The following is a 17,897-nucleotide window of genomic DNA, read 5'->3' on the forward strand; positions in this document are numbered from 1 at the left end:
GGCAAGGCCGGATCCAGCACGTACAACAGCCCGTCCGAGCACTGCGGGAGCTGAACCCCCTTGAACCTGCGCATTCTCCTGACCGGCGCCGCCGTTCTGCCCCTGTCGATGCTGGTGGGGCAGCCGGCCGGGGCGGCGGCCGCCGATCCGATGACCGACGCGTTCATCAAGGCGGCCTCGACGTACGAGGTGCCCCGTGACCTGCTGGTCTCGGTGGCCTACTCCGAGACCCACCTGGACGGGCACCAGGGCCAGCCGAGCGCCGACGGCGGCTATGGCGTGATGCACCTGGTCACCGCCAAGACCCTCGACAAGGCCGCCACGCTGACGAAGAAGTCCGCTTCGGCGCTGAAGTCGGACGACGCGGCCAACATCGCGGGCGGCGCGGCCGTGCTGCGTGCCCTCGCCGACGAGCTCAAGCTGGACGCCACCGCCCGCAAGGACGCGGGCAAGTGGTACCAGGCGGTCGCCAAGTACGGTGGCGCCTCCTCGCCCGCGGTCGCCCGGCTGTATGCCGACACCGTGTACGAGCAGCTCGCCAAGGGTGTGAACGCCAAGACGCCCGCAGGGGAGACCGTCACCGCGCCCGCACGCGCCGTGACGCCCGACCGCGGCCCGTACGCCAAGGCGGACGACCTGGACAAGCCCAGCACGCTCGCGGCGAGCACCGACTACCCGGGCGCCGCGTGGGTTCCGGCGCACAGCAGCAACTACGCCGTCTCCAACCGGCCGACCAGCGACGCGATCGACCGCATCGTCATCCATGTGGCGCAGGGCACCTACGCCGGGACGATCGACTGGTTCCAGACCGGGCCCCGGCCGAACCCCACCTCGGCCCACTACGTCGTGCGCTCCTCCGACGGCGCCATCACGCAGACGGTCAGGGAGAAGGACCGGGCCTTCCACGCCGGCACCTACAACCGGCGCTCGGTCGGCATCGAGCACGAGGGCTGGGTCGACAACGCGACGTGGTTCACCGACACGATGTACCGCGCGTCGGCGGCGCTGACCCGCAACATCGCCGACCGGTACGGCATCCCCAAGGACCGCACCCACATCGTGGGCCACAGCGAGGTCCCGGAGGCCGACCACACCGACCCGGGCCAGTACTGGGACTGGACCAAGTACATGCAGTACGTCACCGGTGGCGGCGGCGGGGGCACCAACCCGCACACGCCGGAGTCGGTGTGCGGCACCGGCTACAAGGTGATCGACTCGAGCGCGCTGGGCACGGCGGGCACCGTCTACCTGCTGTACAACGCGGACAACGGGAACAACTGCGTGGCCACGATCAAGAAGACCTCGCTGGGCACGGCCACCGCCACGACAGCCTTCCTGGAGGTCGAGGACAAGGCCCGGGTCACCGACACCGGCAACTTCGAGTACTACGCCGGACCCGTCCGGGCCGCCGCCGCCGACAAGTGCGTCAAGTGGGGCGGCAAGGCAGGGGCTAGCACGTACGAGAGCCCCTTCGAACACTGCGGAAGCTGACCCTCTGAGCTGTGGCCGGATCGCGCGGGCTCGCGATCCGGCCACATCCATGTCTTCCCGGAAAACCACACCACCGGTCGGCGCATCCGGGGGCTTCCCGCCGTCTCGTGGAGGCGCGCGCCGGACGGCCCGGTGCGCCCGCACCCCCTCCCCCGACCACGCAAGACGCCTCCTACTCCTCCACCCTGGTCAGTGGGGGAGGGGCTCTCCCGCCGTCAGAGGCGGGGTCTCTTGGAGGGAGGGCCGGTGCTGGGGTTGTGCGGCGTTGAGCGCGTCCTGACACTCCCACTCCCCGAAGGACCGCACCCCGGTCGGTGGGGGAGTGGCTCTCCCGCCGTCAAGGGGACGGTGGTGGGGGTGGCTGGGAGAGGGCGGCCTGGACGCCGGCCTGGAAGCGGGTGCGGGCGCCGAGCCGGGACATCAGCTCGGCGATCCGGCGCTCCGCCGTCCGGTGGCCGACCCCGAGCTGGCGGGCGATGGCCTCGTCCGTGAGCCCCGACAGCAGGAGCGCGATCAGCCGCGCGTCGTCCCGGGAGTCCCTGGGCGGCGGGTTGCGGACGGACGGTGCCAGCCCGAGCGGCAGCGCCCGCTGCCACAACCCCTCGAAGAGCCTGATCAGCGCCTCCAGCAGCCCCGACGGATGGATGACGAGCGCCGCCACCGCGTCCGCCGGCTCGTGCCTGAGCAGGAGCAGCGCCAGCCGGTCGTCCACCACGTACAGCTTCATCGGCAGCTCGGGCAGCACCCGCGCCTGCTGGCCCGCCCCCACCATCTCCTCGATCTGCCGTAACGCGCCCTCGGCCGCCACGAAGTCCCGCTCGTAGATCATGCGGCTGGTGATCCCGCGCTCCAGCAGCTCCCGCTGCGCGGCCACGCTGCCCAGCGGGTCGAAGTACGGCCGCCTGGACAGGCACCGGAGCTGCTGCCTGGCGGCGCGCTGGATCTGGGCGTGCCGCTGCTCGACCGCCCGCCGCCCGGTGACCACCTCCACGACCACCGGGGGCGTACGCTCGCGGGCGCGCTCCTGGAAGACCTCCTCGAGCTCGCGGGCACGTTCGCGGACCCGCAGCAGGTCGCGTTCGGCGGCGAGCAGGAGGACGTCGAGCGCCATCTCCGGGGCGACGGCGGCGTAGGCGGGCGGAGGCCCCGGGGAGGTGTTGAGCAGGCCCTTGGCCTCCAGCGACGCGAGCAGCGGCTGCAGGTCGGCGCGCGGCCAGGCGGCGGCCAGCTCGGCGAGGGTGGCGGGGGAGCGGTCCAGCAGCACCTCGTACAGCGCCTCCTCATCGGGCCCGAGCCCGATCGCGCCCAGCGAGGTCACGGCCCGCCCCCGTCCATGCCGAGCCCGAGGGCGGTCATAACGCGTCCCCGTCCAGCCAGCCGCGTACGACCGCCTGGTAGCCCGCCTGGAAGCGGGTGCGCGCGTCGAGCCGGACCATCATCGCGCGCACGTGGCGGCGTACCGTCCGGTCGCTCCACCCGAGGTGGGCGGCGATGGCCGCGTCCGTCAGCCCCGCGGTGAGCAGCGGCAGCAGGTCCCGCTGCGCGTCGGCGGGGCCGGTCGCCTCGGCCAGCCGCCCGTGCCTGACCTGCAGCGGTACGGCCCGCTCCCAGTACATCTCGAACAACGCCGACAACGCGTCCAGCAGCGTCGAGTCGTGCACCACCAGCGCGGACTCCACCACGTGCTGGTCATGGCGGAGCGGCATGATCGCCATGGGGAGGTCGTTCAGCGCGAGCTTGACGGGCACGTCGCCGACCCTGGCCTGCTCGCCAGCCGCGACGTAGCGGGTGATGAGCGAGAGGGTGCCCGGCACCTCCATGGCCCGCCGGTCGTACAGCGCACGGTACTCGACACCCCGCTCCAGCAGCTCGAACTCCACCGCGTTGCCGCCCATGGGCGTCGCGTACGGCGGCGCGTCGAAGACGCTGATCTGCCGCCGCGCGCTCTCCTGGAGCCGCCGGAACCACCGGCCCACCGCGTCCTTGCCGATCACCACCTCGACCAGGTCGGCGGAGTCCCCGTCCGGCACCGAGCGGTGGAAGCGCGCGGCGAGCTGGGCGGCGCGGTGGCGGGCCGCCGCCAGCTCCCGGGTGCGCGCCCGGATCAGCGCGTCCAGCCCCATCTCGGGAGAGACCGCAACATAGCGCGGCGGGTCCTCCGGGAGCCGGGTGATCAGCCCCAGCTGCTCCAGCCTGGCGGCCGTGGAGGCGGCGTGCCCCAGCTCGGCGAGCGCGGCGGGGGAGCGCTCCACCAGCGCCTCGTACAGCGCCTGCTCGGCGTACGAGAGCCCGATGATCTCCAGCACGATCACAGCATGTCCTATTTCCGCACATGGCGGGAAGAGGACTCACAATCGTCTTTCGCGGCTTTACTGCGATCTGTCATGGTTCCCGGGGACACGATGATCTCTGAGGAGACGCATGATCGGCCGGTCGCTTGTCGCGTTGGGGGTGCTGCTTTCCACCGGGATGGCCGCCCCGACCCCACCTCCCGCTCCCTCCGTGCCGCCGCCGGTCGTCGGCGCGGCGGGGGAGTCCGCAAAGAGGATCACATTGATCACCGGGGACGTGGTCACCTACAGTACCGCCCCGGACGGCAGCCCGCAGGCTCAGATCCAGCCGGCCCGGCGCCCGGACGGCGCCCCGGTGTTCTTCATGTCGGTACGCGAGCCCGCCGCGTACTACGTCTACCCCACGGACGTGATGGGCCTGGTGTCGGCGGGACGCCTGGACAGAGGCCTGTTCGACGTCGCCTACCTGGCGGCCAACGGCTACTCCGACGCGGAGAGCCCCACCCTGCCGCTGATCGTCCAGCACGGGGCGCAGCAGCGCATGGCCGGGGCCCGCACCCTGGTCAGCATCGACGCCGCCGCCGTGAAGGTGGACAAGAAGACCGCCGGCCAGTTCTGGTCCGGGGTCAGCACGGCGAGGGCCGCGTCCGAGAAGATCTGGCTCGACCGCAAGGTCCAGGTCTCGCTCGACAGGAGCGTCAAGCAGATCGGCGCGCCCGAGGCGTGGGCGGCCGGGCTCAAGGGTGCGGGCGTCAAGGTGGCCGTGCTCGACACCGGCATCGACGCCACCCACCCCGACCTCGCCGGCCGCATCGCCGCGGCCGAGAACTTCAGCTCGGAGAAGACCGCCCAGGACGGCCACGGCCACGGCACGCACGTCGCCTCCATCATCGCGGGCAACGGCGCGAAGTACCGGGGCGTCGCTCCCGAGGCGTCGCTGCTGGTCGGCAAGGTGCTCAACAACTACGGCAGCGGCCTCTCATCCGACATCATCGCGGGCATGCAGTGGGCGGTCGACCAGAAGGCCCGCGTGGTCAGCATGAGCCTCGGCGGCTGCTGCCCCGGCCCGGACAACCCCCTCGACCAGGCCCTGAACAAGCTGTCCGCCGATTCGGGGGCGCTGTTCGTGGTCGCCGCGGGCAACGACGGCACGAGCCGCCAGGTCGGTGCCCCGGGCACCGCGGCCTCGGCGCTCACGGTCGCCGCCGTGGACCGCGACGACAAGCTGGCGTCCTTCTCCAGCCGGGGCCCCACCGCGATCGACTACAGCCTCAAGCCCGACATCAGCGCCCCCGGCGTGGACATCGTCGCCGCCCGCGCGGCCGGCACGTCCATGGGCGAGCCGGCCGAGGACGGCTACACCACCGCGTCCGGCACCTCGATGGCCACCCCGCACGTCGCGGGCGCCGCCGCGCTGCTCGCCCAGCAGCACCCCGACTGGACGAACACCCAGCTCAAGGCCGCGCTCACCAGCTCCGCCCACGGCGACGGCCAGGACGCCTACGAGCAGGGCGCCGGCCGCGTGGACGTCGCCCGCGCCGTCAAGCAGCAGGTGCGCGGCTCCGGCGGCATCGACTTCGGCTTCCTGCCCTCGCCCCAGAACGGCCCGGTCACCAAGACCCTCACCTACACCAACGACGGCGACCAGCCGGTCACCCTCACGCTGAGCACGGGCGTCAGGGCGCACCGGGGCGGCGACGTGCCCGCGCGCACGCTCACCGTCGACCGCGACACGGTCACCGTCCCCGCGCACGGCACCGCGCCGGTCTCGGTCACGTTCGACCCCGCGGGCCCCGACACCTGGTACGAGGGCTCCGTCCGCGCCACCGGCGAGAACGGCCAGGTCCAGGTGAACACGGCCGTGGGCGCGTTCGTCGAGCCGAAGAAGGTCACCGTCCGGGCCCGGGTGGTGCTGCCCGACGGCGCGAGCGCCCCCACGGAGAACCCGTGGATGTTCATGCGCACCGACGACCGCGACGACCTCCAGTACGCCTACACCCCCGCCTCGGGCACCGAGACCGAGGCCCAGGTCTACCCCGGCACCTACACCGTGCTCACCGCGCTGGCCTGGCGCGGCGCGGACGGCGCATGGGTCCAGTCGCTCCCGTCCGACCCGCAGATCGAGATCACCAAGGACACCACGGTCACGCTCGACCTGCGCAAGGCGCGCAAGGTGTCCGTGCGGACGCCGCGCGAGTCGGAGACCCGCCTGTCGCAGTACGCCTACCGGCGCACCGCGGCCAACGGCGTCGGCTACGTCGACGTGCAGTCCCTGTACCCGCAGTACGGGCTGGACAACTACGTGATGCTGCCCACCCGCAAGGTCACCCAGGGCACGTTCACCCTCAACGGCCGCTACCAGCTCGGCGCCCCCGCCATCACCATGTCGGTGCCCGGCGGCCCTCGCATCACCCCCCGCTACCAGGACATGGCGCCGCAGACGCCCAAGCTCGACGGCCGCAGCAGGCTCTCGCTGGCCTACGCCGGCAAGGGCACCGACTTCGGCGGCCTGGACGTGCGCGGCAAGCTCGTCCTGCTCAACCTGGAGGACCTCTGCCCGGCCGTGGCCTGCACGGGCAACGCCCTGGACCGGGTCAAGGCCGCCCAGCAGGCGGGGGCCGTGGGAGTCCTCGGGTACGGGGCCGTCAACCGGGCCTTCCTCGACCCGGCGGGTAGCTGGCCCACGTACCCGATCCCGACCATGAGCCTGACCGCCGAGCAGGGGCGGGCCCTGGCAGCCCTGGCCGGGCGCCGGCCGGTGACGGTCACGGCGGAGGGCGTCGCCACCACGCCGTACCTTTACTCGCTGATGCTGCCCGAGCAGGGCCGCGTCCCCGCCGACCTGTCCTACTCGGTCCGGACGGGCGACCTGCAGCGCATCGAGGACCGTTTCCACGCCGACCGGCCCGGCTCGGTCGAGCTGAGTACGTCGGCGGGGATGGTGCGGCCGGCCAGGTTCGCGAACACGTGGTCCATGGAGCACACCGTGCGGGCGCAGACGACCTTCACGGAGTACGTGGGGCCCGTCTCGCCGGACGTCGTCTGGACCCGCACGAACACGATGAACTACGACGAGGGCGGCGACTTCTACAACAGGCGCGCGCTGTCGGCGACCGCGGTGGACATCTTCGCCACCGCAGGCACGCGGACCGAGCCGTGGGGGATCCAGCCCCGCGTGCCGGGCAACGTCGTCGTCTCCGACGCGGTGCTCCGCTCCGGGACCGCCCAGTGCTTCCCCTGCCGGACGAAGGACACCTTCCTGTCGGCCCTGCCGATCATGGGCCCGGTGCCGAACCACCAGGAGGCGTTCGCATACAACGCCAACTTCCAGGGTGACAAGCACGGCGGAAAGGACGAGCTGCGCCTGTACCGCGACGGGCGGGAGGTCCCGCTCGTCGAGGCAACGGTCGTGATCGCCATCTTCGCGATCATCGTGCCGACCTTCACCCTCCCGGAGACGGAGGCCGCCTACCGGCTCACCGACAAGTTCCACACCCCGAACCCGTCCCAGCTGTACGCCAAGGACGTCGAGACCGCCTGGACGTTCAAGTCGAAGCGGCCCACCGGCGGGATGCAGACCACGGACGACGGGCTCTGCCTGGCCTGGTTCGCCACGGGCAAGCTGGCGCCGTGCGAGCCGGTCCGGCGGCTCAACCTCCGCTACGGCGTGCCTCTCGACCTGGACAACCGCCTCAAGGCGGGCACGCCGCACCGGATCACCGTCACCGGCTACCACGGGTCCTACGGCACCCCGGACGCGAAGGTCAAGGACGTGAAGCTCTCGGTCACGTTCGACGACGGCGCCCACTGGACGCCGGTCCGCGTCTCGGCCTCCGGCCAGGCCACCGTCACACCTCCCGCGCTGGCGGCCACCACGGGCGCCGTAGGCCTGCGGGCCCAGGCGACGGACGCCGAGGGCAACACCGTCGAGCAGACCGTCCAGCGGGCGTACGGCCTGAAGTGACCTCGCACGGCCGCGCCAAGCAACCCGCGTTGACTAAGTCGAAATTAGTCAACTAGGGTTGCTTGCGCGGCCGGGCTCTCCGGGCGCCACGCCGAGGCGTGCTCCCACGAGAGGCGAGATCCATGACGACGAGCGAAGTCGTGCTGGACGTCGAGGGCCTGCGGATGCGTTACGGCCCCGCCGACGTCCTGCACGACGTGACCTTCCGGGCACGCCGGGGCGAGGTGGTGTGCCTGCTCGGCCCGAACGGCGCGGGCAAGACCACCACGATCGAGATCCTCGAAGGCTTCCGCATGCGGTCGGCCGGCCGGGTCGAGGTGCTGGGCGCCGATCCGGCCCGCGGCGGCGAGGACTGGCGGGCGCGGGTCGGGGTCGTCCTGCAGTCCTGGCGCGACCACGGCAAATGGCGGGTACGCGAGCTGCTCGAGCACCTCGGCCGCTACTACGCCGCGTACGCCACCGAGACCGTCACCCGGCCGTGGCCGGCCGACCGGCTCATCGCGGCGGTCGGGCTGACCGAGCAGGCCGAGCACAAGATCAGGACGCTCTCCGGCGGCCAGCGGCGCAGGTTCGACGTGGCCGTCGGCCTCGTGGGCCGTCCCGAGCTGGTCTTCCTCGACGAGCCCACCGCCGGGCTCGACCCGGTGGCCCGGCGCGCCTTCCACGAGCTGGTCCTGGAGCTCGCCGCCGAGGGCGACACCACGATCCTGCTCACCACCCACGACCTGGCCGAGGCCGAGAAGCTCGCCGACCGCATCATGGTGCTCGACGGGGGCCGCATCGTCGCGGACGGCACGGTCGCGCAGCTCGCCCAGCAGATCGCCGGCGAGGACGAGGTGCGCTGGACCCGCGACGGGCAGCGCTTCGCCCGGTCGGCCACGGAGGCGACCCGGCTGGTGTTCGACCTGTTCAAGCAGTACGGCGAGGAGATCGAGGACCTCGAGGTGCGCCGCGCCTCGCTGGAGGACACCTACCTCTCCCTCGTCCGGCAGGCGGAGGAGGCGGCCCGATGAGCCCGACCGCGACGGCCTGGCGGGCCGGATGGTCCCGCGGCCTGATCGAGCTGCGGCAGTCGTTCACGAACGGCGCCGACCTGTTCGGCCACTTCCTCTGGCCCGTGCTGATGCTGGTCACCACGTACTTCCTGCGGAACGTGTCCTTCGGACAGAGCGGGCTCTCCCTCGGAGCCCTGGCCCTGCCGAGCATCCTCGGCATGAACGCCGGGATGTCCATGGTGAGCATGAGCCAGCACCTCACCGCCGACCGCGAGGACGGCACCCTGCTGCGCGCCAAGGCCACGCCGCACGGGATGACCGGCTACCTGCTCGGAAAGATCATCCTCGTCGCCGGCGGCCTGGTCGCCGACCTCGCGATCTTCCTGGTTCCCGGCATGTTCCTGGTGCCCGGCCTGGCGTTCGGCGACGCGGGCGCCTGGCTGACCGTGCTCTGGGTGCTCGTGCTGGGGCTGGTGGCGACGCTGCCGCTGGGGGCGGTGCTGGGCTCGGTGTTCGTCAGCGCCCGCAGCCAGGGGCTGATCCAGCTCCCCGTGCTGGGCTTGATCGCGATCTCCGGCATCTTCTACCCGATCACGGCGCTGCCGGAGTGGGTGCAGTGGATCGCCCAGGCGTTCCCGGTCTACTGGCTCGGGCTCGGCATGCGCTCGGCCCTGCTCCCGGACGCCGCGGCCGCCGTCGAGATCGGCGCGTCCTGGCGGCCCGTGGAGACGGCCGGGGTGCTGGTGACCTGGGCCGTGCTCGGCCTGGTAACGGCCCCGTTCCTGCTGCGCAGGATGGCCCGCGGGGAGTCGGGCTCCAGCGTCGCGGCCCGCCGCGAGAAGGCCCTGCAGCGGATCTGACGCGCCCTGCGACGCCGCGAGATGGCCCGGCGGCGCGGGCGCGGGTGGCGGAAGCGGTGGCGGAAACCCGGCGCTCGGCAGGGTCGAGCACTAAGCTCGGTGCCTGTGCCGCGAAGGGTGATGATCTGGCCGGCGTTGGTCCTCCTGCTCGCCGGATGCGGCGGCGTCCGGCCTGCGCCCAGCCCCGCCGGTCAGTCGCCGTCGGCGTCCACGCCGGCTCCGACGCCGACCGCCACCCCGACCCCCGCGCCGACCCCCGCGCGGCGTTCGGCCAAGGCCGGCGGGCGGCCCGACGACGTCAACGGCGACGGCCGTGCGGACCTGCTCGTCTACGCCGAGCTGCTCCGACCGGGCCTGCGCTTCCTCGCGGTCGTCTACGGCTCGCCCCGAGGGCTGCGCGCCGGCAGGCCGGCGGTCGTGTCGTCGCGGACGTTCTTCGCCTGGCAGATCGACCGGGGCATCCGAGCCGACCTCGACGGGGACGGCTTCGGCGACATCCTGGGCTACGGGCGGCCAGGCGATCGCGACGAGACGATGGGCCCGCACATCTTCTGGGGCGGCCCGGACGGCATCGACACCGGAACGCTCCCGACCCCGGTGCCGCCGCCCGTCAAGACCACCATGGCGACGTTCCGGTCCGTCGCCGGCGACTTCGACGGGGACGGCGCCGCCGACGTGGCGATGTCCGCCGACGACAACCGAGGCGGCTCCAACCTGGTCGTGATGTACGGCCCGTTCAGCCGCGCCGGCATGCCGAGCCGTCAGACCGTCCAGCCCTCGCCCACGGGTAGCGACTTCTGGCGGATGACCGTCGACGAGATCGACGGGCGGCACGCGACCGGGCTGGTCGTGTTCGAGGGCGACGACGGCGAGCAGACGTCCGGGTGGCTGCTGAACGGCGGTCCGGACGGCCTGGCGAAGACGGGGCGCAGGCTGGGCAAGGGCATGGCGGCCACGTTCGGCGACTTCGACGGCGACGGCGCCAGGGACCTGGCGGTCGGCGACGACGGCAGCCGCAACGACGAGCCCGGCACCGAGACCGAGGCGCCCGACGTCGACAGGACGCTGACCGTCTACTACGGTGACGGCCGCACCCGGACGTTCAAGGGCGACAGGGGCTCGGCGGTCGCCGGCGACTTCGACGGCGACGGCCGTGACGACCTCGCCTACGGCGGGGCGCGCGACGGGCGTGAACCGGTCCGGATGTTCTGGGGCGGCCGAGGCGGCCTGCGCGCCGGTGGCGGCATCAGCGGCCTGGTCCGCGGCGCGCCGCTGGCGGCTGGCGACTACGACGGCGACGGGGACGACGAGCTGGTCCTCGCCGCCGGCGACGACCTCCTCGACGTCATGGTGACGGACGGCAGGAGCGTGCTGACCCGCTTCGACCTGCCACCCCGCTGAACCCCCCGGCATCGGGGTGACGCTTCAGGACCCGCCGTCGACTGCGCGGGCTCAGGAGGCCGTGACCGGCGCGTACGCGCCGCTCCTCCACCGCGCCAGCGTGTGGTCGAGGTGGAAGTCGAAGAGACCGACCAGGTCCACGGTGGGGTCGAGCAGCCACTGGATCTCCAGGCCGTCCATGGTGGCGCAGAGCGCGCGTACCTCGGCCTCGGCCTGCGCGTCGGTCAACGGCGGGATCTCTCCCGTCTCCGCCGTCGCGAGCAGGCGTTTGACCAGCATGTTCACGATGCCCGTGTAGCGGTCCTGGATGAAGGCGCGCGCCGGGTGCTTCTCGTTGGACGCCTCGCCGGTGAGGTGGATGAACAGCTCGAGCAGGCCCCGGTGGTGGGTGTGGTACGTCATGAGGTCGCGCAGGTCGTCGAAGGCCGACAGCCCGTCGCGCCGTTCGTGCCGGAGCGCGGCGGTCTCCCGCGCCCACCATTCGAGCACCGCGGCGAGCAGCTCCTCCTTGTCCTGGAAATGGCGGAGCAGGGCCGCCGGTGAGACGCCCACGTCCGCGGCGATCTGCCGCATGGACGCCCCGTTGTAGCCGCGCTCGCCGAAGGCCTTGGCGGCGGCGCTGACGATCTGCTCGCGGCGCTTGATGCCGCTCCGGTACGGGCCGCGCGGGGTCCCGCCGACGTTCGCCACCCTCTGAGCCTCCCACGGAAAATCTTCGGATCAACCTCTTGCGTCAAAAGCTATCAGGCGTTTACGTTTTGAGTTCCAAAGGTTAACACTCGATCACATTTCCCCGATGGGCTCCGTTACGCCCTGGAGCAGGCGCGATGCCACATGCTCGCGCCCTTGGAAGGACCCCGAGATGATCGGCATCAACCCGCTACCCTGGCTGCTCGGGCCGTCCGGTTTCATGCTGGACGTCCCCACCCTGCGCACCGCCTTCGCCGAGATCGCCGAGGCGGGCTTCACCGCCGTCCAGGCCGACGTGCCGGAGGGCACCTCGGCGACCGCCTACCTGGCCCTCCTCGGCGAGTACGGACTCGCCCCCGCGCCCGGCTACTTCCAGGGCACGTACGAGAACCCCGAGGCGATGCCCGGCCTCCTCGAACACGCCAGGCGGCACGCGGGAACGCAGGCCGCGCTCGGCATGACCGAGGTGTTCATCGCCTCGGCCCTCACCCCGGAACGGCTCGCCGCACCCGCGACCGGCGCCGCGTACGACCCGGGCAGGCTCGCCACCGTCATCGAGAACCTCGCCCGGACCTGCGAGGTCATCACCGGCGAGGGGCTGCGCCCGTGCCTGCATCCGCACGTCGGCACCTGGATCGAGACCGAGGAGGAGACCCGCGCGGTCCTGGACGCCATCGCCCCGGAACTGCTCTCCTTCGGGCCCGACACCGGCCACCTGCACTGGGCGGGCGCGGATCCGGTCGAACTGATCACCCGCTACCGCGACCGGGTCGGCGCGGCCCACCTCAAGGACGTCCACACCGCCGTCGCCCGGCAGGCCCGTGAGGCGGGCGCGGACTACCGGGAGGCCACCGTGGCCCGCCACCTGTGGACCGAGCCGGGTCAGGGCGACGTGGATCTCGAAGGAGCGCTGGCCGCGCTGCCCGCGGGCTTTGGCGGGTGGCTGGTGGTCGAGGTCGACGTACCCGACCACGGCACCCCCAAGGACAGCGCGATCCTGTCGCGTCAGTGGGTCACCGAACACCTCACCACCGCAGAGGTGCGTCGATGACCGTCGGCGTCGGATTCATCGGAGCGGGCCCGGTCACCCAGGCCATCCACCTCCCCGCCGTCGCCGGGCTGTCCGACCGGCTGCACGTGGCCCGCGTCATGGACGTGGACGAGGGCACCGCGGCCGCGGTCGCCGCCCGCGCCGGGGCCGCCCACGGCACCTCCGTCGAAGAGCTGCTCGCCGACCCCGCCGTAGAGATCGTCGCCGTGTGCAGCCCGCACGCCTTCCACGCCGAGCAGGCCGAGGCCGCCTGCGCGGCGGGGAAGAAGGCGGTCCTGGTGGAGAAGCCGCTGGCCACGACCCTGGACGACGCCCGCAGGATCGCCAGGGCGGCACAGGACACCGGTGTCCCGATCGTGGTCGGCGCCATGCACACCTACGACCCGGCGTGGCTGGCCGCCGAGCGGCACTGGGGCGACCTGCCCGCCACCGCCCGCCGGATCCGCTCGCGCATCGTGCTCCCGCCCAACGCCCGCTTCGAGACGCTGGCGACCCAGCTGCACGCCGAACCGGTGTTCCCGGTCCGCGGCGGCGACCCGTCGGACCCGGCGGTGCGGGCGGCGTCCATCCGGGGAGCCGTTCTCGGCCTGGCCATCCACAACCTCCCGCTGGTACGGCGCTTCCTGCCGCGCGTCGAGCGCGTGGACGTCGCCCGGCCGCTCAGCCCGTTCGGCTACGTCCTGACCTTCCAGGGCGGCGGGCGGACGGCCGAGCTCATCGGCTACCTGCACCGGGGCTGGCGGGAGGAGTGGAGCTTCGAGGTGTGGGGCGACGGCGGCGAGCTGCGGCTCGACTTCACCCCGTCGTACGTGCGCGCCGGCTCGGCCACCGCGGAGCTTCGCACCCCCACCGGGCTGCACACCTTCGGCCCCCACCCCGACAACGGCTACACCGGCGAGTGGCAGCACCTCGCCGCCCTGGTCACCGGTGCCGAACCGCTCCGCTACGCCGCGTCCGACCTCGTCGACGACCTGGCCTACGCGCTGGACCTCGCGGAACGCGCCGCCGACCTGCTGCTCCAAGGGACCGCCGCATGACCAGCACCACCCTCGAACCGCTGCCCGTCACCCTCGCCGAGAGCACCGACCACCCCGCCGTTCACGCCACCCTGGCCTCGCTGCCCAAGTACTTCCGCCCCGCCACCCCCGGCGGCCCGATCATCGGCACGGTCACCGCCGTGCCGACCTTGACCGCCCTGCGCGCCGCCCTGGACGCCCGGCCCACCGGCATCCTGATCGCCGGGGTCGCCGGGGGCGGTGTCGCGGACGTGCGGGAGCTCGCCGGACGTGCGGCCGCGGCCGGGGTCCCCGTCGTCGTGGCCGGGCCGTGGGCGCTCGATCCGGCGGTCGCGGCCCTCGCCGGAGCCCTGGACACCGAGGACGCCTCGCTCATCGAGGTGACCGCGACGGTCCCGGCCGGGAGCTCGCCGCCGGACGTCCTGCTCGACCAGCTCGCCCTGCTGCGTACCGCGATCGGGCCCGCCCGGGCCGTCGAGGTGATCCAGGCCGACGCCCACGGGCACCTCGCGCGGGCCCACGTCGGCGACGTGCCCGTGCACCTCGCCGCGGCCGTCTCCGGCCTGGGCACCCGGCGGGCGCGGCTGGACGTGCTGGGGCCGGCCGTCCAGTGGCGGCTCTCGTTCCCCGATCCCGCGACGGCCCGCCCGGCCACCGTCGCCCGCACCGACGCGGACGGCGAACGCCTGCTCCCCACCCTGTACGAGAGCGCCTACCGCGCCGCCTGGCGTCACCTGCACGCCGCCGTCACCGACGGCGCGGCCCCGCCGTATTCGCTGCACGACCTCGCCGACGACCTCGACCTGCTCCGCAACTGACCCCCCTGCTCCACCTCCGGAGGTCCCCGTGACCGCTCTCCCGACCCCGGCCGCGACCGGCCCGCACGACGCGCCGGCCGCCCCCGCGAGCACCCGCTTCATCGCCCTGTACGCCTTCGGCCAGCTCGGCCTCTGGGCCGCCCTGCTCACCCCGATCACCGTGACCCTCTCGGTCAAGGTCGGCGCCGTCGCCCCCGACACCAAGGCCGCCAGCCTCGGGCTCATCCTGTCCGTGGGCGCGTTCCTGTCCATGGCCATCACCCCCATCTGGGGCAACCTCTCCGACCGCACCACCAGCCGCTTCGGCCGCCGCCGACCCTGGCTGGCGGGCGGCGCCCTCGCGGGGGCGGCGGGGCTGCTCATCATGGCGCTCGCGCAGAACGTCCCCACCATCCTGCTCGGCTGGTGCGTCACCCAGGCCGGCTACAACGCCGCCCAGGCCGCGCTCAACGCCATCAACCCCGACCACATACCGGAGCGGCAGCGCGGACGGGTCTCCGGCGTCATCGGCCTGATGAGCAACGTCGGCATCCTGGCCGGCACGTTCATCACCACGTCCGTCGCCGGCAGCACGTTCCTCATGTTCCTGCTGCCGGGGGTCTTCGCGTTCGTCGCGCTCGGGCTGCTGATCGCGTTCCTGCCCGACCGTCCCGCCGACCGGGCCGCGCTCGGCCCGTTCCGCCCCCTCGACCTGCTGCGCAGCCTGTGGGTCAACCCCTTCGCCCACCGCGACTTCGGCTGGGCGTTCGCCGGCCGCTTCCTGATCTTCACGGGGAACGCGTTCAAGCTGACGTTCGGCTTCTACGTCATCACCGACCGCCTCGGCTACAGCCCCACCGAGGCCGTGTCGCTGGTCTTCACCGCCACGCTCGTCTTCACCTGCGGCTCGCTGGTCACGGCCACGATCGGCGGCTGGCTGTCCGACCGGCTGGGACGCAGGAAGGTCTTCGTGCTGGTGGCGTCCCTGATCATGGGGGTGGGCCTGCTGACCCTCGGCTTCACCACCACCTACCCCCAGTACCTGGTCGGCTCGCTGATCCTGGGCCTGGGGACCGGGGCGTACATGGCCGTCGACATCGCGCTGGTCGTGCGGGTCCTGCCCAACCCCGACAACGCGGCCAAGGACCTGGCCGTCTTCCAGATCGCCAACTCGCTGCCCCAGTCGCTGGCCCCGCTGATCGCCCCGCTCTTCCTCACCATCGGCGGCGGCACCGACAACTATCCCGCCGCCTTCACGGCCGCCCTGGTGTTCGCCGTGCTCGGCGCCCTGACGGTGATTCCCATCCGAAAGGTCCGCTGACCGCATCGCTGGGTAGGGGGCACCACGTGAAGCACTTCACTCTTGGGCTGGTGGTGCACCCCGACCGGCCGGTGCAGGACTCCGTACGGCTGATCCTCCGGCACGCGCGGCGCGCCGGAGGCGCGGTCATCGCCCGGCGGTGCGACGCCGGGCGAGTGGGGCCGGAGGTCGAGATCGTCACGCCCGAGGACTTCGTCGAGCGGGTGACCAGAGTGATCAGCCTGGGCGGCGACGGCACCATGCTGGGCGCGATGCGCCTGGTGGTCGGCCGCCAGGTGCCGGTGCTCGGCGTCAACCACGGGCACCTCGGCTTCCTCATCGAGGTGACCCCGTCGGAGCTGGAGCCGGCCCTCGACCGCCTGGCCGAGGGCCACTACACCCTCGAACCGCACAGCTGCCTGGAGGCCGACGACCACACCGCGTTCAACGACATCGTGGTCACCGCCGCCGATCCGCTGTCCAGCCTGACCCTCGACCTCGAGGTCAACGGCCTGAGGCACGGCTACTACCGCGCGGACGCGGTGATCGTCTGCACCCCGACCGGCTCGACGGCCTACAACCACGCGGCCGGCGGCCCCATCATCTCCCCGTCCACCGAGGCCGTCGCCCTGACCCCGGTGGCCCCGATGTCCGGCATCAGCCGCTCGGTCATCCTCGGCAAGGACGACCACATCGTGCTGCGCAACCCGTCGGACGACATGACGCTGCTCTTCTCCGTGGACGGCACCCCCGCCAGGCAGCTCCGGCCCGGAGCCGAGCTGTCCGCGCGGCTGCGCACGGACGCGGTGGACGTCGTACGGTTCGACGCCGACACCTACGCCCAGCGCAAGCGGGTCAAGCTCAGCCTGCTCGACCTGCCGCTCAGGCCGGACCAGCTCGTCGAGCTGATCCCGCAACCCCTGCGTGAGCAGGCCGAGCGGCTGCGCCAGACGATGACGCGCTAGACCTGACCCGCTAGACCCGGACGCCGGCCTTCCGCCACGCCTTCAGCAGCCGGCGGGCCGAGCCGCCGATGGGGCCGACGGCCTCGTACAGCACCTCCCGCGACACCGGCTCGGCCCCCGCCACGGCGGTCACGGCCTCGTCCGCGGTGGTGATCGTGTGGGAGCAGACGCTCAGCAGGTAGGCGGGGATGTTCAGGCCCGGGTCCGTGCAGCCCACCAGCGGGACGCCCACGGCCGCGACCACCGGGAAGACGGTGCCCGGGATGCCGATGGCGGCCTCGGCCCGGGCCGACGCCTGGACCGACGGCACGGAGCTGATCTCGTACTTCTCCCAGAGCGAGCGGTCCTCGCGGGGGTGCAGTCCCACGAGGATGTGCTTGCCCGCCGCCGCCAGCCGATCGGCCGCGGCCAGCAGCAGCTCGGTGCCGGGGGCCGAGCCGCCCGTGCTGCTGGACCTGGTCACGCTGGTGAGCACCAGGACGGTGCCGGGCTCGGGCGCGTGCCTGGGCAGGTCGTCGGTCTGCGGGGTGCCGACGACCGTGATCGGGCGGCGCGTGCCCAGGTAGTCGTCGAACACCTTGGCCTCGGCCGGCGAGGACGCGGTGATCGCCCTGAGCCGGTCGCGGAACTCCTTCGCGCGGGGTGCCTCGACCGGCAGCTGGTACGCCAGCGAGCTCGCGACCAACGGCAGGCTCCGGAACCGGGCGGCGCACTCCGCCGGCCAGTCCCCGGCACCTGTCACGACGAGCAGGTCGGCGTCCGGAACGCGGTCCGGCGTCGCGACCGGCACCGGGTCGCCCGGCTTGATCCCCGTCAGGTCGGGCACCAGCTGCGTGATCTCCCACCCGCGCCGCCGCGCCTCCGGGAGCAGCGGGGCCACGTGGTAGGTGCCCCACGGCTCGTTCGTGGCGATCAGAACCCGGGGTGCCCTCCCGAGCGTGGCCGCCTGGGCGGCGGTGCCGCCCAGGACGGCGAGGCCCGCTCCGGAGAGCGCGCCGGCAAGCAGGGAACGACGGGTGAGCAGGGAAGATCTGTCATCGACTTTCACGTGACCGGAATCTAGGGGGTGCTTCTGA

Annotated in this window: 14 protein-coding genes; 10 read left to right on the top strand and 4 right to left on the bottom strand. The window is 72.8% G+C overall.

Annotated features, from left to right (window positions below; all coding sequences use genetic code 11):
* Positions 1–60 precede the first annotated feature (60 nt).
* Entirely contained in the window at positions 61–1,491 is a 1,431-nt protein-coding gene (locus ACIHFD_RS18400) for an N-acetylmuramoyl-L-alanine amidase (protein WP_397367927.1), read from the top strand.
* 337 nt (positions 1,492–1,828) lie between these two features.
* Here ACIHFD_RS18400 and ACIHFD_RS18405 read toward each other — a convergent pair whose 3' ends face one another.
* Together ACIHFD_RS18405 and ACIHFD_RS18410 are read right to left on the bottom strand one after the other, a co-directional pair.
* On the bottom strand, positions 1,829–2,809 hold the full coding sequence (locus tag ACIHFD_RS18405) for a helix-turn-helix domain-containing protein (protein WP_350742859.1): 981 nt from the start codon (positions 2,807–2,809) through the stop codon (positions 1,829–1,831).
* A 34-nt stretch (positions 2,810–2,843) separates the two neighbouring features.
* Positions 2,844–3,797 carry a LuxR C-terminal-related transcriptional regulator gene (locus ACIHFD_RS18410; RefSeq protein ID WP_355210662.1) on the bottom strand — a complete coding sequence of 318 codons (954 nt, stop codon included), beginning with the start codon at positions 3,795–3,797 and terminating at the stop codon, positions 2,844–2,846.
* A gap of 115 nt (positions 3,798–3,912) precedes the next feature.
* On the opposite strand from ACIHFD_RS18410, the gene ACIHFD_RS18415 reads away from it, so the two are divergent.
* The 4 genes from ACIHFD_RS18415 (at position 3,913) to ACIHFD_RS18430 (ending at position 11,002) form a co-directional block, all read left to right on the top strand.
* Positions 3,913–7,746 (top strand): S8 family serine peptidase, encoded by a 3,834-nt coding sequence (locus ACIHFD_RS18415; protein WP_397367928.1) that lies wholly within the window; start codon positions 3,913–3,915, stop codon positions 7,744–7,746.
* A gap of 122 nt (positions 7,747–7,868) precedes the next feature.
* Positions 7,869–8,759: an ABC transporter ATP-binding protein gene (locus tag ACIHFD_RS18420; RefSeq protein ID WP_397367929.1), complete on the top strand. Its 891-nt coding sequence runs from the start codon at positions 7,869–7,871 to the stop codon at positions 8,757–8,759.
* On the top strand, positions 8,756–9,601 hold the full coding sequence (locus tag ACIHFD_RS18425; RefSeq protein ID WP_397367930.1) for an ABC transporter permease: 846 nt from the start codon (positions 8,756–8,758) through the stop codon (positions 9,599–9,601). The genes ACIHFD_RS18420 and ACIHFD_RS18425 overlap by 4 nt, the downstream gene beginning before the upstream one ends.
* A gap of 105 nt (positions 9,602–9,706) precedes the next feature.
* Entirely contained in the window at positions 9,707–11,002 is a 1,296-nt protein-coding gene (locus tag ACIHFD_RS18430) for an FG-GAP-like repeat-containing protein (RefSeq protein WP_397367931.1), read from the top strand.
* 51 nt (positions 11,003–11,053) lie between these two features.
* On the opposite strand, the gene ACIHFD_RS18435 is transcribed toward ACIHFD_RS18430, so the two are convergent.
* A complete protein-coding gene (locus ACIHFD_RS18435; RefSeq protein WP_355210647.1) occupies positions 11,054–11,692 on the bottom strand; it encodes a TetR/AcrR family transcriptional regulator in 639 nt (212 codons plus the stop codon).
* 172 nt (positions 11,693–11,864) lie between these two features.
* Here ACIHFD_RS18435 and ACIHFD_RS18440 point away from each other — a divergent pair, with 172 nt between their 5' ends.
* From ACIHFD_RS18440 to ACIHFD_RS18460, 5 genes are read left to right on the top strand one after another with little or no spacing between them, the layout of a single operon-like run.
* On the top strand, positions 11,865–12,743 hold the full coding sequence (locus tag ACIHFD_RS18440; protein WP_397367932.1) for a sugar phosphate isomerase/epimerase family protein: 879 nt from the start codon (positions 11,865–11,867) through the stop codon (positions 12,741–12,743).
* Positions 12,740–13,780, top strand: a complete 1,041-nt coding sequence (locus tag ACIHFD_RS18445) for a Gfo/Idh/MocA family protein (protein ID WP_397367933.1) — start codon at positions 12,740–12,742, stop codon at positions 13,778–13,780. Before ACIHFD_RS18440 ends, ACIHFD_RS18445 begins: the two co-directional genes overlap by 4 nt.
* A complete protein-coding gene (locus ACIHFD_RS18450) occupies positions 13,777–14,577 on the top strand; it encodes a hypothetical protein (RefSeq protein ID WP_397367934.1) in 801 nt (266 codons plus the stop codon). Before ACIHFD_RS18445 ends, ACIHFD_RS18450 begins: the two co-directional genes overlap by 4 nt.
* A 28-nt stretch (positions 14,578–14,605) precedes the next feature.
* On the top strand, positions 14,606–15,877 hold the full coding sequence (locus ACIHFD_RS18455; protein WP_397367935.1) for an MFS transporter: 1,272 nt from the start codon (positions 14,606–14,608) through the stop codon (positions 15,875–15,877).
* 26 nt (positions 15,878–15,903) lie between these two features.
* Positions 15,904–16,821 (top strand): NAD(+)/NADH kinase, encoded by a 918-nt coding sequence (locus tag ACIHFD_RS18460; protein ID WP_397367936.1) that lies wholly within the window; start codon positions 15,904–15,906, stop codon positions 16,819–16,821.
* 10 nt (positions 16,822–16,831) lie between these two features.
* Here ACIHFD_RS18460 and ACIHFD_RS18465 read toward each other — a convergent pair whose 3' ends face one another.
* The gene (locus ACIHFD_RS18465; protein WP_397367937.1) at positions 16,832–17,869 is read right to left on the bottom strand and encodes a hypothetical protein; all 1,038 of its coding nucleotides are present in this window, start codon (positions 17,867–17,869) and stop codon (positions 16,832–16,834) included.
* Between the last annotated feature and the right edge of the window lie 28 nt (positions 17,870–17,897).

This window comes from Nonomuraea sp. NPDC051941 (assembly GCF_044593615.1).